The organism is Serratia proteamaculans (assembly GCF_946227095.1).
GTDB lineage: Bacteria > Pseudomonadota > Gammaproteobacteria > Enterobacterales > Enterobacteriaceae > Serratia > Serratia proteamaculans_E.
On the sequence record NZ_CAMISV010000011.1, the window covers coordinates 93,733 to 109,751 of the forward strand.

Annotated in this window: 16 protein-coding genes and 1 riboswitch; of the genes, 15 read left to right on the plus strand and 1 reads right to left on the minus strand. The window is 56.2% G+C overall.

Annotated features, from left to right (window positions below; all coding sequences use genetic code 11):
• Window positions 1–84 precede the first annotated feature (84 nt).
• The 13 genes from leuS to lipA all read left to right on the plus strand — a co-directional run bounded on the left by leuS (window position 85) and on the right by lipA (window position 13,582).
• The gene (gene leuS, locus OC597_RS20105) at window positions 85–2,667 is read left to right on the plus strand and encodes a leucine--tRNA ligase (protein ID WP_262210185.1); all 2,583 of its coding nucleotides are present in this window, start codon (window positions 85–87) and stop codon (window positions 2,665–2,667) included.
• 14 nt (window positions 2,668–2,681) lie between these two features.
• Window positions 2,682–3,242 (plus strand): LPS assembly lipoprotein LptE, encoded by a 561-nt coding sequence (gene lptE, locus OC597_RS20110; RefSeq protein ID WP_261251770.1) that lies wholly within the window; start codon window positions 2,682–2,684, stop codon window positions 3,240–3,242.
• A complete protein-coding gene (gene holA, locus OC597_RS20115; protein ID WP_262210187.1) occupies window positions 3,239–4,273 on the plus strand; it encodes a DNA polymerase III subunit delta in 1,035 nt (344 codons plus the stop codon). The genes lptE and holA overlap by 4 nt, the downstream gene beginning before the upstream one ends.
• On the plus strand, window positions 4,263–4,925 hold the full coding sequence (nadD, locus tag OC597_RS20120; protein WP_261251768.1) for a nicotinate-nucleotide adenylyltransferase: 663 nt from the start codon (window positions 4,263–4,265) through the stop codon (window positions 4,923–4,925). Before holA ends, nadD begins: the two co-directional genes overlap by 11 nt.
• 188 nt (window positions 4,926–5,113) lie before the next feature.
• The gene (gene rsfS, locus OC597_RS20125; RefSeq protein ID WP_085115571.1) at window positions 5,114–5,431 is read left to right on the plus strand and encodes a ribosome silencing factor; all 318 of its coding nucleotides are present in this window, start codon (window positions 5,114–5,116) and stop codon (window positions 5,429–5,431) included.
• Window positions 5,432–5,434: 3 nt separating this feature from the next.
• Window positions 5,435–5,905, plus strand: a complete 471-nt coding sequence (gene rlmH / locus OC597_RS20130; RefSeq protein WP_004949595.1) for a 23S rRNA (pseudouridine(1915)-N(3))-methyltransferase RlmH — start codon at window positions 5,435–5,437, stop codon at window positions 5,903–5,905.
• Window positions 5,906–5,943: 38 nt separating this feature from the next.
• The gene (gene mrdA / locus OC597_RS20135) at window positions 5,944–7,839 is read left to right on the plus strand and encodes a peptidoglycan DD-transpeptidase MrdA (protein WP_261251767.1); all 1,896 of its coding nucleotides are present in this window, start codon (window positions 5,944–5,946) and stop codon (window positions 7,837–7,839) included.
• Between the two features lie 8 nt (window positions 7,840–7,847).
• Window positions 7,848–8,960, plus strand: a complete 1,113-nt coding sequence (mrdB, locus tag OC597_RS20140) for a peptidoglycan glycosyltransferase MrdB (RefSeq protein ID WP_099065409.1) — start codon at window positions 7,848–7,850, stop codon at window positions 8,958–8,960.
• 10 nt (window positions 8,961–8,970) lie between these two features.
• Complete coding sequence (gene rlpA / locus OC597_RS20145; RefSeq protein ID WP_261251766.1) at window positions 8,971–10,056, plus strand: endolytic peptidoglycan transglycosylase RlpA; 1,086 nt, start codon at window positions 8,971–8,973, stop codon at window positions 10,054–10,056.
• Window positions 10,057–10,234: 178 nt separating this feature from the next.
• A complete protein-coding gene (gene dacA, locus OC597_RS20150) occupies window positions 10,235–11,446 on the plus strand; it encodes a D-alanyl-D-alanine carboxypeptidase DacA (RefSeq protein ID WP_085115567.1) in 1,212 nt (403 codons plus the stop codon).
• Window positions 11,447–11,557: 111 nt separating this feature from the next.
• Entirely contained in the window at window positions 11,558–11,821 is a 264-nt protein-coding gene (ybeD, locus tag OC597_RS20155; RefSeq protein ID WP_262210190.1) for a DUF493 family protein YbeD, read from the plus strand.
• Between the two features lie 134 nt (window positions 11,822–11,955).
• Window positions 11,956–12,624, plus strand: a complete 669-nt coding sequence (gene lipB / locus OC597_RS20160; protein WP_219015578.1) for a lipoyl(octanoyl) transferase LipB — start codon at window positions 11,956–11,958, stop codon at window positions 12,622–12,624.
• A complete protein-coding gene (lipA, locus tag OC597_RS20165; protein ID WP_262210192.1) occupies window positions 12,617–13,582 on the plus strand; it encodes a lipoyl synthase in 966 nt (321 codons plus the stop codon). The genes lipB and lipA overlap by 8 nt, the downstream gene beginning before the upstream one ends.
• Window positions 13,583–13,677: 95 nt before the next feature.
• Here the strand turns inward: lipA and tatA are convergent, their stop codons facing one another.
• Window positions 13,678–13,887 carry a Sec-independent protein translocase subunit TatA gene (gene tatA, locus OC597_RS20170; protein ID WP_261251764.1) on the minus strand — a complete coding sequence of 70 codons (210 nt, stop codon included), beginning with the start codon at window positions 13,885–13,887 and terminating at the stop codon, window positions 13,678–13,680.
• Window positions 13,888–14,106: 219 nt separating this feature from the next.
• Between tatA and OC597_RS20175 the strand changes: the two genes are divergently transcribed.
• Window positions 14,107–15,168: a diguanylate cyclase gene (locus OC597_RS20175; RefSeq protein WP_262210194.1), complete on the plus strand. Its 1,062-nt coding sequence runs from the start codon at window positions 14,107–14,109 to the stop codon at window positions 15,166–15,168.
• Window positions 15,169–15,264: 96 nt separating this feature from the next.
• A riboswitch (Fluoride riboswitch) is annotated at window positions 15,265–15,327 on the plus strand.
• A gap of 76 nt (window positions 15,328–15,403) precedes the next feature.
• A complete protein-coding gene (gene crcB, locus OC597_RS20180) occupies window positions 15,404–15,787 on the plus strand; it encodes a fluoride efflux transporter CrcB (RefSeq protein ID WP_099065404.1) in 384 nt (127 codons plus the stop codon).
• Window positions 15,788–16,019 lie beyond the last annotated feature (232 nt).

Genomic DNA, 16,019 nt, shown 5'->3' on the forward strand with positions numbered 1-16,019 from the left:
ATCAGCTATGCTATGCGGATCTATAAGTACTCAACAGAATGCTACGGATGTAGCTGTTTTACACCTACAGGACCACCAGCCGCCATGCAAGAGCAATACCGTCCAGAAGACATAGAATCGAACGTACAGCTTCACTGGCAAGAGAAGCAGACTTTCAAGGTTACCGAAGATGCGAGCAAGGAAAAGTATTACTGCCTATCCATGCTGCCATACCCATCAGGCCGTCTGCACATGGGACACGTTCGTAACTACACTATCGGCGACGTGATCTCGCGCTATCAGCGCATGCTAGGTAAAAACGTACTACAGCCGATCGGCTGGGATGCGTTCGGCCTGCCGGCGGAAGGCGCTGCGGTCAAGAACAACACCGCACCGGCCCCGTGGACCTACGACAACATCGAATACATGAAGAACCAGCTAAAACTGCTGGGCTTCGGCTATGACTGGGATCGCGAGATCGCTACCTGCGATCCGGATTACTACCGTTGGGAACAGTGGTTCTTCACCAAGCTGTACGAAAAAGGCATGGTCTACAAGAAGACTTCTGCGGTGAACTGGTGCCCACACGATCTGACCGTGCTGGCCAACGAACAGGTTATCGACGGCTGCTGCTGGCGCTGTGACACCAAGGTAGAGCGTAAAGAGATCCCACAGTGGTTTATCAAAATCACCGCTTACGCCGACCAACTGCTGAACGATCTGGATACGCTTGAAAGCTGGCCAGAGCAGGTGAAAACCATGCAGCGTAACTGGATTGGTCGTTCCGAAGGGGTGGATATCACCTTTGACGTGGCGGGCAGCGAAGAGAAACTGACCGTTTACACCACCCGTCCAGACACCTTTATGGGTGCTACCTACGTCGCCGTCGCTGCGGGTCACCCTTTGGCGCAACAAGGCGCGGTGAACAACCCGGCGCTGGCTGAATTTATCGAAGAATGCCGTAACACCAAAGTGGCCGAAGCCGAGATGGCGACGATGGAGAAGAAAGGCATGCCGACCGGCCTGTTCGCCATCCATCCGCTGTCCGGTGAGCAAGTGCCGATTTGGGTCGCCAACTTCGTGTTGATGGAATACGGCACCGGCGCGGTCATGGCGGTTCCGGCTCACGACCAACGTGACTGGGAGTTCGCCACCAAATACGGTTTGCCGATCACGCCGGTCGTACTCACTCTCGACGGCAACCAACCGGATGTCCTGGCCGAAGCGATGACCGAGAAAGGCGCGCTGTTCAATTCCGGCGAATTTGACGGGCTGGATCACCAGGCCGGTTTCAACGCCATTGCCGACAAACTGGTCGCCAAAGGCGTCGGCCAGCGCAAGATTAACTACCGTCTGCGCGACTGGGGTGTTTCTCGCCAACGTTACTGGGGTGCACCAATCCCCATGGTCACGCTGGAAGACGGCACCGTAATGCCAACCCCGGAAGACCAACTGCCGGTGATCCTGCCGGAAGACGTGGTGATGGACGGCATTACCAGCCCAATCAAGGCAGATCCCGAGTGGGCAAAAACCACCGTAAACGGCCAGCCTGCGCTGCGTGAAACCGACACCTTCGACACCTTTATGGAGTCTTCCTGGTACTACGCGCGCTACACCTGCCCGCAGTACGACCAGGGCATGCTGGATCCAGCCGCCGCCAACTACTGGCTGCCGGTGGATCAGTACGTTGGCGGTATCGAACACGCCATCATGCACCTGATGTACTTCCGCTTCTTCCACAAGCTGTTGCGTGACGCGGGCCTGGTCGATTCCGACGAGCCGGCAAAACGCCTGCTGTGTCAGGGCATGGTACTGGCAGACGCCTTCTATTACAGCGGCAACAGCGGCGAACGCGTCTGGGTTTCCCCAGTCGACGCCACCGTTGAGCGCGATGACAAAGGCCGCATTATCAAAGCCACCGATCCACAAGGTCGTGAACTGGTCTATGCTGGCATGAGCAAAATGTCGAAGTCGAAAAACAACGGCATCGACCCACAGGTGATGGTTGAGAAATACGGTGCAGACACCGTGCGTCTGTTCATGATGTTCGCCTCGCCAGCAGAAATGACGCTGGAATGGCAAGAATCCGGTGTGGAAGGGGCAAACCGCTTCCTGAAACGCGTCTGGAAACTGGCCTACGAACACCTGGAGAAAGGGGCAGTGCAGCCGCTGAACGTAGCAACGCTGACCGAAGAGCAGAAAGCACTGCGCCGCGATCTGCACAAAACCATCGCCAAAGTGACCGACGATATCGGCCGCCGTCAGACCTTCAACACCGCGATTGCCGCCGTGATGGAACTGATGAACAAGCTGGCCCGTGCACCGCAAGAAAGCGAGCAAGATCGCGCCCTGCTGCAGGAAGCGCTGCTGTCTGTGGTCCGCATGCTGTATCCGTTCACCCCGCACGTGTGCTTCTCACTGTGGCAGGCGTTGGGCGGTGAAGGCGATGTGGATACCGCAGCCTGGCCGCAAGCCGACGAGCAAGCCATGGTCGAAGACTCCAAGCTGGTGGTGGTACAGGTCAACGGCAAGGTTCGCGCTAAAATCACTGTGGCAGCCGATGCAACCGAAGAACAGGTGCGCGCGCGCGCCGCTGAGGAACATCTGGTCGCTAAATATCTGGACGGGGTTACGGTTCGTAAAGTGATCTATGTTCCGGGCAAATTGCTTAACCTGGTTGTGGGTTAACACAAGGAGGAATTGTGCGACAACGTATTCTGACGCTGTTGCTGGGGTTGGCGGTGCTGGTCACCGCCGGCTGCGGTTTTCACCTGCGTGGCACCACGCAGGTACCCTCGGAAATGAAAACGCTGATTCTGGACAGCTCAGACCCTTATGGTCCGCTGACCCGCTCGGTGCGTGAACAATTACGTCTGAGCGACGTGACCATTGTCAAAGATGCAAAACGTAAGGATCTCCCTTCCCTGCGCATCATTGGCGCCACTGAAAGTCAGGATACCGCCTCGATCTTCCAGGACGGTAAAACCGCTGAGTACCAGTTGGTGCTGACGGTCCAGGCACAGGTGCTGCTCCCGGGTCACGATCTGTATCCGCTGAACGTGAAAGTGTTCCGTTCGTTCTTCGATAACCCGCTGACCGCACTGGCAAAAGATTCCGAACAGGAAATTATTCGTCAGGAAATGCGCGAGCAGGCCGCCCAACAACTGGTGCGTAAACTGCTGACGGTACACGCGGCGGAAGAAGAAACTCAGCAGAAAGCAGCTGCCGCTGGTGAAAAAGCGGCAAGTCGCGTCGATCAATGATCCGTATTTACCCTGAACAACTTGCCGCGCAGCTCCGAGAGGGGCTGCGCGCTTGTTATTTATTGAGTGGCAATGAGCCACTGCTGCTGCAGGAAAGCCAGGATCTGATCCGCCAAACGGCACAACAGCAACAGTTCACCGAGCACTACAGCATTTCGCTCGACGCCCATACCGACTGGGACGCCATCTTTAGCATCTGCCAGGCCATGAGCCTGTTCGCTAGCAGGCAGACGCTACTGCTGATCTTCCCTGATAATGGGCCGACCGCCCCGATCGGCGAACAGCTGATCAAGCTGGCCGCTCTGCTGCATGACGACATTTTACTGATGCTGCGTGGACCACGTCTGACCAAAGCGCAGGAAAACAGCGCCTGGTTCAAGGCGCTCAGCCCGCATGGCGCTTACGTCAGTTGCCAGACACCGGAACAGGCGCAGTTACCCCGCTGGGTAGCACAGCGCGCCAAATCCATGAAACTGGAACTGGACGACGCGGCCAATCAGCTGATGTGTTATTGCTACGAAGGCAACCTGCTGGCGCTGTCACAGGCGCTGGAACGGCTGTCGCTGCTACACCCGGACGGCAAGCTTACCCTGCCGCGCGTTGAACTGGCGGTCAATGACGCCGCGCACTTCACGCCATTCCACTGGCTGGACGCCCTGCTGGCGGGCAAAAGCAAGCGAGCCTGGCATATCCTGCAGCAAATGCAGCAGGAAGATGTCGAACCGGTGATCCTGCTACGCACCCTGCAACGTGAATTGCTGCAGTTACTGAACCTGCAACGACGCATGGCGTCAGTGCCGCTGCGTACGCTGTTCGACCAGTACAAGGTCTGGCAAAACCGCCGTAACCTGGTCACCCAGGCATTACAGCGGTTATCTGCTGCCCAACTGCGGCAAGCGGTTCATCTGTTGGCGCAGATTGAAATCGCCCTTAAGCAGGATTACGGCCAGTCGGTGTGGTCGGAACTGGAAACCCTGTCGATGCTGCTGTGCGGCAAACCTCTGGCCACGAGTTTTTCAGATGCCCACTAACCCGCAAGAGACCACCGTCCTGCACGCCCTGTTTGGCGGCACCTTTGACCCGATCCATTACGGCCATCTGCGGCCGGTGGAAGCGCTGGCCGCCGAGGTTGGCCTGAACCGGGTCACACTGCTGCCCAACCACGTGCCCCCGCACCGCCCTCAGCCTGAGGCTAACGCTCAGCAACGGTTAAAGATGGTTGAACTGGCGATCGCCGGTAACCCACTGTTTGCGGTTGACGATCGCGAACTGCACCGCACCACGCCGTCCTACACCATAGAGACGCTGGAAGCCATTCGTAAAGAACGTGGCGCTGCATTGCCGCTGGCGTTTATTATTGGCCAGGACTCGCTGTTGACGTTGCACAAGTGGCACCGCTGGCAATCGCTGCTGGAGACCTGCCACCTGCTGGTGCTGGCGCGCCCGGGTTACAACGATCGGATGGACACGCCGGAACTGCAGCAGTGGCTGGAACAACATCAGGTGACCGATGCAGCGCTGCTTAGCCTGCAACCACAGGGCTATATCTACCTGGCCGATACGCCGCAGCTGGAAATTTCAGCGACGGAAATCCGCCAGCGCCGCCACCTGGGTCTCGACTGTGACGACCTGTTGCCGCGTTCGGTACAGCGCTATATCGAGTTACAGGGTTTATATCGCTAGCGAGAGCCGCATGATATACTGCGCCGCTATTTTTCAGGTATTCGCTGAAAACCCCGGAAACCTTAGCTGGCCGGGCAGTCACCAGCTGGCTTTCAGCGGCATCCTGCCGACTTATCATTGATTCAGGCCGCAAAACGGGCAGTTGCCCGCCGCAGTCGAATGAACAGAACACTCCCGAGGGGGAACCTTTGCAAGGTAAAGCGCTCCAAGATTTCGTCATCGATAAAATTGATGACCTGAAAGGCCAAGACATTATCGCTCTGGATGTACAGGGTAAATCCAGCATCACTGATTGCATGATCATCTGCACCGGTACTTCTACCCGTCACGTGATGTCGATCGCCAACCACCTGGTGCAAGAATCCCGTTCTGCGGGCATGGAACTGTTTGGCATGAAAGGCCAGGAAGCTTCCGACTGGATAGTGGTTGACCTGGGCGAAGTGATCGTCCATGTAATGCAAGAAGAAAGCCGTCGTCTGTACGAGCTGGAAAAACTCTGGAGCTAAGCGGTGAAACTGCAACTGGTAGCGGTCGGCACTAAAATGCCAGACTGGGTGCAGACCGGCTTTATGGATTATCTGCACCGCTTTCCGAAAGATATGCCGTTTGAGCTGACCGAAATCCCGGCGGGCAAGCGCGGCAAGAATGCCGATATCAAACGCATTCTGGAAAAGGAAGGCGAACAGATGCTGGCGGCGGTAGGCAAAGGCAATCGCATTGTCACGCTGGACATCCCCGGTACGCCGTGGGAAACGCCGCAGTTAGCACAGCAGCTCGAGCGCTGGAAGCAGGACGGCCGCAACGTCAGCCTGCTGATTGGCGGCCCGGAAGGGCTGGCACCGGCGTGCAAGGCCGCAGCAGAACAAAGTTGGTCGCTCTCACCGTTGACATTGCCGCATCCTTTAGTGCGCGTTCTGGTGGCTGAAAGCCTCTACCGCGCCTGGAGTATTACAACAAATCATCCTTACCACCGGGAATAACCGGTGGTAACCGTGACAGAGTGAAATAAAGCAGCGGGATGAAAATAGAACGTAACCCTTTTCGCGACTATACGGCTGAATCCGCCCTGTTTGTACGCCGCGCCCTGGTGGCGTTCTTTGTCATCCTGGTGCTGACCGGCACCCTCATCGCCAATCTGTATAATCTGCAAATCGTCCGCTTTGAGGATTACCGCACCCGTTCCAACGAAAACCGCATCAAACTGGTGCCGATCGCGCCCAGCCGCGGCATTATCTATGATCGCAACGGCACCCCGCTGGCGCTCAACCGCACCATTTATCAGCTGGAGCTGATGCCGGAAAAGGTCGATGACCTGAAGGCCACGCTGCAGGCACTGCGTCCGGTGGTCGATCTGACCGACGAAGACATCACCAACTTCGAGAAAGAGCGCAAGCGCTCACGCCGTTTCGTCTCCATTCCGGTGAAAACTGCCCTGAATGAAGTTCAGGTAGCACGGTTTGCGGTTAACCAGTTCCGCTTCCCCGGCGTCGAGGTCAAAGGCTACCAGCGTCGCTACTACCCGTATGGCTCTGCCCTGACCCACGTGATCGGCTACGTGTCGAAGATCAACGACCGCGATGTCGAACGCCTGGATAAAGAGAGCAAGCTGGCCAACTACGCCGCCACCCACGACATCGGCAAGCTGGGTATCGAACGTTATTACGAAGATACCCTGCACGGCAAAACCGGCTACGAAGAGGTTGAAGTCAACAACCGTGGCCGGGTGATCCGCCAACTGCATGAACAACCCCCGTCAGCCGGTCAGGACGTTTACCTGACGCTGGATCTCAACCTGCAACGCTATATTGAGCAGTTGCTGGTCGGCAGCCGTGCGGCCGTGGTGGTAAGCGATCCGCGCACCGGCGGCATTCTGGCGATGGTCTCCAACCCCAGCTATGATCCGAACCTGTTCGTCGATGGCATCTCCAGTAAAGACTATCAGGGGCTGCTCAACGATCCGAACCGGCCGTTGATTAACCGCGCCACGCAGGGGCTATATCCACCGGCGTCAACGGTAAAACCGTACATTTCCGTCTCGGCGCTCAGTGCCGGGGTGATCACCAAAAACACCACCCTGTTCGATCCCGGCTGGTGGCAATTGCCCGGCTCGGAAAAACGCTTCCGTGACTGGAAAAAGTGGGGCCACGGCCGCCTGAACGTCACCAAAGCCCTGGAAGAGTCGGCGGATACCTTCTTCTATCAGGTCGCCTATGATATGGGTATCGATCGCCTGTCGACCTGGCTGACCAAGTTCGGTTACGGCGAATATACCGGCATCGATCTGTCCGAAGAGCGTTCCGGCCTGATGCCGACCCGCGACTGGAAATTCAAGCGCTATAAAAAACCCTGGTATCAGGGTGACACCATTCCGGTGGGCATCGGCCAGGGCTACTGGACGGCAACGCCGATCCAGATGGCCAAGGCACTGACCACGCTGATTAACGACGGTAATGTCAAAACGCCGCACCTGCTGCAGAGCACCCGAATCAATGGTGCGCTGGTGCCTTTCACTCAGGAAGAAACCAAGCAGATCGGCGATATTCATTCCGGCTTCTGGGAAATTGCCAAAGACGGCATGTATGGTGTAGCCAACCGTCCGAACGGGACGGCACGCAAGTACTTCTCGGATGCACCTTACAAAGCCGCGGCGAAATCGGGTACCGCACAGGTATTCGGTTACGAAACCTACAACGCCCACAAACTGGCGGAACACCTGCGTGACCATAAGTTGATGACCGCCTTTGCACCGTACAACAACCCTACGGTCTCGGTCGCCATCATTCTGGAAAACGGCGGCTCCGGTCCGGCGGTCGGGACGATCACCCGTCAGATCCTCGACCATATTTTGCTGGGCGACAACAATACGCAATTACCATCTGAAGCCCCACTGCCACCAGGCGTTGAGGGTGATTAAGGCAGAACATGACTGAAAGCCAACAAAAGGGCTCGATCTGGACCAAAATCCATATCGACCCCACATTCCTGGTATTAATTCTGGCCCTGCTGGTCTACAGCGCGTTCGTGATGTGGAGCGCCAGCGGTCAGGACATCGGCATGATGGAGCGCAAGATCGGCCAGATCGTGATGGGGCTGATCGTGATGGCCGTCATGGCGCAGATCCCACCGCGAGTTTATGAAAGCTGGGCACCGTATTTATATATTTTCTGCGTGATCCTGCTGATTTTGGTGGACGCTTTCGGGCAGATCAGTAAAGGCGCTCAGCGCTGGCTGGATCTCGGCTTTGTGCGTTTCCAGCCGTCCGAAATCGCTAAAATCGCCGTGCCGCTGATGGTGGCGCGCTTTATGAACCGCGACGTCTGCCCGCCTTCGCTGAAGAACACCGCCATTGCACTGGTGCTGATTTTCCTGCCGACCCTGCTGGTGGCCGCACAGCCCGATCTGGGGACCTCGATCCTGATCGCCGCCTCCGGGCTGTTCGTGCTGTTCCTGTCCGGCATGAGCTGGAAGCTGATCGCCGTGGCCGCCGTACTGCTGGCGGCCTTTATCCCGGTGCTGTGGTTCTTCCTGATGCACGGCTATCAGCGCGACCGCGTCATGATGCTGCTCGATCCGGAAACCGACCCGCTTGGCGCCGGCTACCATATTATTCAGTCAAAAATTGCCATCGGCTCCGGCGGCCTGTCCGGCAAAGGCTGGCTGCACGGCACCCAGTCACAGTTGGAATTCCTGCCGGAACGTCACACCGACTTTATCTTCGCAGTATTGGCCGAAGAACTGGGGCTGATCGGGGTGCTGGTATTGCTGGCACTCTACCTGCTGGTGATTATCCGCGGGCTGATGATCGCCGCCAAGGCGCAAACCACCTTCGGCCGGGTGATGGTCGGCGGTCTGATGCTGATTTTGTTCGTTTATGTGTTTGTTAACATTGGTATGGTCAGTGGTATTTTGCCGGTAGTTGGCGTACCTTTGCCTCTGGTCAGTTACGGGGGTTCGGCGCTGATTGTGCTTATGGCTGGGTTCGGCATTATCATGTCGATCCACACGCATCGAAAAATGATGTCCAAGAGTTTATAAGGGGTGAGTAATGCGTAAGGAATGGCTTTGGGTCGGCGTCGTCGCGGTATTGCTTTCCGCCTGTACCGCCCCGACCACGGAACAGCAAGCACCACCGCAGCAGCCATATAATGGGCCGGTGGTGGAAATCGGTGGCGTTGAGCCTCAATATGAACCCTATAACCCTAATAACATGCAGGATTATAAGGTTAATGGCGACACTTACCGCATCGTCAAGGATCCGCAGAACTTCTCTCAGACCGGTCTGGCCAGCTCCTATGGTGAAGAAGCCCGTGGCAATACCACCGCGCTGGGGGAACAGTTTGATCCTAACGGCCTGACGGCCGCACACCCAACGCTGCCGATCCCAAGTTACGTACGCGTCACCAACCTGGCCAATGGCCGTCAACTGGTGGTGCGGGTTAACGATCGCGGGCCTTACACCCAGGGCCGTATTATCGATCTGTCGAAAGCCGTCGCCGACCGCCTGAACCTGTCCAACAACACCAAGGTCAAGGTTGATTTCATCAACGTGGCACCGGACGGTACTCTGAGCGGTCCAGGCACCATTGGCACCACCGTGGCCAAACAAAGCTATGCCCTGCCTTCACGTCCGGATCTGGGTTCCAGCAGCATGGGAACCCCGGTGCAGCAAGATGTTCCTGTCGCCAGCGGTGCCGCAGTACGCCCGATTGACAACAGCAGCCTGAACACCGGCGACAACGCCCCGGCCGCCACTACCGGCAATAGCCGCAGTGGTTTCCTGGGCGCGCCAAGCGCTGTCCCGGCTGGCGTGCTGGAGGGGTCAGAGCCAGAGCCTGCCGTCAGCGCCGCCGCCATTGCCGCACCGGTCGCAGCGACCGCCGCCGTTGCCGCCAATGCTTCTACAGGTGGCAGCTATGTGGTGCAGGTCGGCGCACTGAGCAGTGCCGAACGCGCGCAAAGCTGGCAACAAAGCCTGAGCCAAAAGTTTGGCGTACCGGGTAAAGTGGCCGCCAACGGCAGCGTTTACCGCGTGCAATTAGGCCCGTTCAGCAGCCGTCAGCAGGCGGTCGAACTGCAGCAGCGTCTGGCCAGTGAAGCGCAGCAACAATCTTTTGTCACTGCCGCACCTTAAAACAATTCTCTGGCAGGCGAACGCGGTTGATAAGCGTTCCTTTAGCTGAAACATTTTCTTTCAGCTAAAGCCAATAAAGCGCGATTAGTCAGAGGATTGACTAATGCCTGCCGGGATCTCATCTGTTATAGTGTGGCTCGTTTTTAATTTTACCCTCATGGATGTTGTAGTCTCGATCATGAAACAAGTAACCTCTTTCCGCTTAATCAAGAGCATAGCGCTCGGCACCGTTATCGCGATGAGTGCAACCTCCGTTGCGCATGCCGATGACGTTAATATCAAAACCATGATCCCAGGGGTACCGCAGATCGATGCGGAAGCCTACGTCCTGATTGATTACAACTCCGGTAAAGTTTTGGCGGAAATGAACGCCGACGCCCGCCGCGACCCTGCCAGCCTGACCAAAATGATGACCAGTTACGTCATCGGCCAGGCGTTGAAAGCAGGCAAGATCGGCCAGGAAGACATGGTTACCGTGGGACAAGATGCCTGGGCAACCGGCAACCCGGTATTCAAGGGTTCTTCCCTGATGTTCCTGAAGCCAGGCGACCGCGTACCGGTCTCCAAACTGACCCGCGGCATCAACCTGCAGTCCGGTAACGACGCCTGTGTAGCGATGGCCGACTATGTGGCCGGCAGCCAGGATGCGTTCGTTAATCTGATGAACACCTACGTCAGCAAGCTGGGCCTGCAGAACACCCACTTCCAGACGGTACATGGCCTGGATGCACAGGGTCAGTACAGCTCGGCGCGCGATATGGCGTTGATCGGCCAGGCGCTGATCCGTGACGTGCCGGACGAGTACGCGATTTATAAAGAAAAAGAATTCACCTTCAACAATATCCGCCAGATGAACCGTAACGGTCTGTTGTGGGATACCAGCCTGAACGTCGACGGCATCAAAACCGGTCATACCGATGCAGCAGGCTACAACCTGGTCGCATCTGCCACCGAAGGCCAGATGCGTCTTATCTCTGCGGTGTTGGGCGGTCGTACTTATAAAGGCCGTGAAACCGAAAGCAAGAAACTGCTGACCTGGGGCTTCCGCTTCTTCGAAACCGTTGCGCCATTGAAAGTGGGCAAAGAGTTTGCGTCTGAGCCGGTATGGTTCGGCGATGCGGATCGCGTTGAGCTGGGCGTAGACAAAGACGTTTACCTGACTATCCCACGCGGCCGGATGAAAGATCTCAAAGCCAGCTACGTGCTGAACACGCCGGAAATTCATGCGCCACTGGCGAAAAACCAGGTTGTCGGCAGCATCAACTTCCAGTTGGATGGCAAAACCATCGATCAGCGCCCGCTGGTGGTGATGAACGAAGTGAAAGAAGGCGGTTTCTTCAGCCGTATCGTGGATTACATCAAACTGATGTTCCATCACTGGTTCGGTTAACAGTTGAAATGGGCGAAATCGCCCCCATATACTGATTAACATTAACTCCCGCTCCGGCGGGAGTTATAATTTATAGAATCGCTATATCGATAGCCGCACTCTGGAGCGCACATGAAAACTAAACTGAACGAACTGCTCGAATTCCCTTGCTCATTTACCTACAAAGTAATGGGCCTGGCACAACCCGAGCTGGTAGACCAGGTGGTTGAAGTGGTGCAACGCCATGCTCCCGGGGATTATAACCCGCGGGTTAAACCTAGCAGCAAAGGCAATTACCACTCCGTGTCCATCACCATCACCGCCACCCATATCGACCAGGTGGAAACCTTATATGATGAGTTGGGCAACATTGAAATTGTCCGCATGGTGCTGTAATTCCAGCATAAACCCCTGTATTTCAGACCGGGACAGAGCATTCTCTGCCCGGGTTGCGCATTTTTGGTCAGCGAAACGCTGGTCGCCGGCCAGAGCGCCCGGTATAATGGCAACACCACTTCTGTAACCTGACGATGACTCTTTTGCAACCAGACAAGATCATTTTGCGTCAGCTGGGGTTGCAGCCCTATGAGCCTGTATCCCAAGCCATGCACAACTTCACCGATCGCCGAACCGAAACCACGCCCGATGAGCTGTGGCTGGTTCAGCATCAGCCCGTATTTACCCAGGGCCAGGCAGGGAAAGCGGAGCATCTGTTAATGCCGGGCGACATTCCGGTAGTCCAGAGCGATCGCGGCGGCCAGGTGACCTATCACGGGCCGGGCCAGCAGGTGATGTATGTGATGGTCGATCTGAAACGCAACAAGGTTGGCGTTCGCCAACTGGTCACGGCTATCGAAGATACCGTTATTAATACCCTCGCCCACTTTCACATTGAATCGCGTGCCCGTCCGGATGCGCCCGGTGTTTACGTGGGGGAGCAAAAAATCTGTTCGTTGGGTTTGCGGATCCGTAAAGGCAGTTCATTCCACGGCCTGGCCCTGAATGTGGCCATGGATCTCACCCCCTTCCAGCGTATCAACCCTTGCGGTTACGCCGGTATGCAGATGGCGCAGGTCAGCGCGCTGGTGCCCGGTGTTGGCATAGAAGACGTACACCCAGTCCTGGTACAGGAATTTGTTCATTTACTCGGCTACCCGAAGGTCGAGCTTCGTAACTGGAACCTGCACGATTATGAGTAAACCAATTCAGATGGAACGCGGCGTCAAATACCGCGATGCAGACAAAATGGCGTTGATCCCGGTAAAAACGGTGGTCACAGAACGGCAGGAGCTGTTACGTAAACCCGAGTGGATGAAAATCAAACTCCCTGCCGACTCTACGCGCATTCAGGGCATTAAAGCCGCAATGCGTAAAAACGGCCTGCATTCGGTGTGCGAAGAAGCTTCCTGTCCGAACCTGTCTGAGTGCTTCAACCACGGTACCGCCACCTTTATGATCCTGGGCGCTATCTGTACCCGCCGCTGCCCGTTCTGCGACGTGGCCCACGGCCGCCCGGTGGCGCCAGATGCCAACGAGCCGGAAAAACTGGCTCAGACCATCGCCGATATGGGCCTGCGTTATGTGGTGATCACCTCGGTTGACCGCGACGATCTGCGTGACGGGGGTGCCCAGCACTTTGCCGACTGCATCGCGGCTATCCGCGTCAAGAACCCGACCATCAAGATTGAAACGCTGGTGCCAGACTTCCGCGGCCGTATGGATCGTGCACTGGAAATCCTGACCGAAACGCCACCGGATGTGTTCAACCACAACCTGGAAAACGTACCGCGTGTTTACCGTCAGGTTCGTCCTGGCGCGAACTACGAGTGGTCATTGAAGCTGCTGGAGCGGTTTAAAGAAGCGCATCCGCACATTCCAACCAAGTCTGGCCTGATGGTCGGCCTGGGGGAAACCAATGCGGAAATCGTTGAAGTGATGCGCGATCTGCGTCGCCACGGCGTTACCATGCTGACCCTGGGCCAGTATCTGCAGCCAAGCCGCCATCACCTGCCGGTACAGCGTTACGTCAGCCCGGCCGAATTCGATGAAATGAAAGAAGAAGCGATGTCGATGGGCTTCACCCATGCCGCCTGCGGTCCGTTTGTCCGTTCGTCCTACCATGCCGACTTGCAGGCAAAAGGGATGGAAGTGAAGTAATTGCAGTAATTATTTGTTACGTTTCCAACGACGGAAACGGCAAAAAACGGATGTCCATGCGGCATCCGTTTTTTATTGCCTGGCAGAAGACGAAATTAAACGTCTTTCTTTTCGACGCTCTGCGGGTTGGACTGGCTTTCAGCCGTGGTTGACGCTGGCGGAGTCGTATCATCCCCCACCGCCTTTTTGAAGCCCTTCAGTGCAGCCCCCAAATCAGCGCCCAGAGAACGCAGTTTGCTGGTGCCGAACAGTAAAATGATCAACACCGCAATCACCAGAAGTTTGGTAATACTGAGACCTTCCATACTCACCTTCTTATTCATATAGCGCTGCGGGCGCAGCGAGAAAACAAACCTTGCCTGAGGATATTTACCTACTTTCTCTGGGCCAAAACAACAGCAACATGTAACAGAGTGAGATCCTGCGCCAATAAGCAAGGTTAAATACGCCGTACGCGCTTCAGACTATTCTGAGTTTTCAAGCTGCATGGTACGCTGTCCCCCTGCTCACTATGGAGTTGCCGGATGTATACGCCATCAGTCATTGATACCAGACGTTCCGGCCTCAGCTTCGCCAGACGCACTTACCTGCCACGCATCGTCGGTCTGGGGGTCGGTTTTATCTGTGTGTTCTCGGTGCTTTCTTCGCAGCAGACTACCCCCTGGCTGTGGGGACTGCTGATTTTCCATGGGTTTATCTGGCCACACCTCGCCTACCAGTGGGCGCGCCGCTCCGTCATGCCCTTCAAGGCCGAAATCCGTAACCTGCTGATCGATTCGTTTTTCGGTGGGCTGTGGGTGGCTACGATGGCCTTTAATGCCTTACCGTCGGTGGTCATCCTGTCGATGATGGGGATGAACAATATTGCCTCCGCCGGAAAATCCCTGTTTTTTAAAGGGTTGGTCGTGCAAGTAGCCAGTGCGCTGGCAATCAGTGCGCTGCTGGGTTTCCCCTTTCAGCCACAAAGCACGCCGCTGCAGATTTATCTATGTCTGCCCATGATCTATCTCTATCCGACCCTATTGGGGTTAGTGACCTACCGCACCGCCAAGCGCCTGGCGGAGAAAAAGCAGGAATTGCTGCGTATCAGTATGCGTGATGGCCTGACCGGGCTGTACAACCGCCGCCATTGGGAACATTTGCTGCATCACCAATTTGACAGCTGTCGCCGCTATCAGCACAGCGCGACCCTGATCCTGATGGATATCGATCGCTTTAAAACCATCAACGACACCTTCGGCCATGCGCTGGGTGACGAGGCACTGGCGGTACTGGCGGAGGAGTTGCTAATCGGCCTGCGCGCCGTGGATATTGTCGGACGCTACGGCGGTGACGAGTTTGGTGCCGTACTGCCGAACACCAGCGCCGAACAGGCCAGCATTGCGCTGTTGCGTATTCAGGAACGGCTAAACGAAATTATTTTCCGCGAAGCGCCACAGTTAAAACTGAACATCAGTGCCGGCATTGCGGATTATCACGGCGATATGCACGGCTATCTGGACTGGTTAAAAGCCGCCGACAACGCGCTGTACCGGGCGAAGAACAACGGTCGTAACCGCCTGGAGCTGGCCGTGCCCGGCCACTGAGGCCAAAGGTGACACTTTCTGCTTTGCAGTCACTTTTGATACTACAAAACAGGCAACGGCGGGTGTAAGATCCCGCCTGCGCGCCAAACAGCAGCGCCGACTGACGGAGATGACATTCCTCCATAACCGCCTTCACAGGCTAATGATGTCTACGTAACCTCTCAGAGAGGTGCGTAGCATTGCGCCTGCAGCTTTCTGAGTTTGACTCCCCATTTAATGAAAGGCAGTTTCGACCATGTTGAGTTCTTTATTGGCAGTTTTTATTGGCGGCGGTTTGGGTAGCGTCCTGCGCTGGGCCATAAGCATGAAGATGAATCCGCTTAACGCGCACATCCCGCTGGGGACGCTGGCGGTCAATCTGCTGGGCGGCTTTATTATTGGTTTGGCTATCGCCATCTTCACCCGTATGACGCACCTGGATCCCACCTGGAAATTGCTGATCACCACCGGCTTTTGTGGTGGGTTGACCACCTTTTCCACCTTTTCTCTGGAGGTGGTGTATTTACTGCAGGATGGCCGTTTCGCCTGGGCGCTGACCAACATGCTGCTGAATCTGGCGGGCTCGCTGGCGATGACCCTGCTGGCGTTTATGCTGGTGGTCTGGATTAACGGACAATAATTTAATTACGACTTCTTAATGTTTCCTTAATCTGCACTGAGCATAATCTCATCCAGTATCCCCACTGGATGAGAACTCAGATGTTTAGCCTGCCGAAAACTGCCGCTGAAGTGACCGCCACCCTGCTGTGCCTGCTGATTGTCGGTGCCTTCATCAAGGTTTATCTGTTCGCCTAAGTTCGGCCCCGCAAAACCCACCTTTACAGTTGCGCTCTTGCCTATTGTCGTTGTTG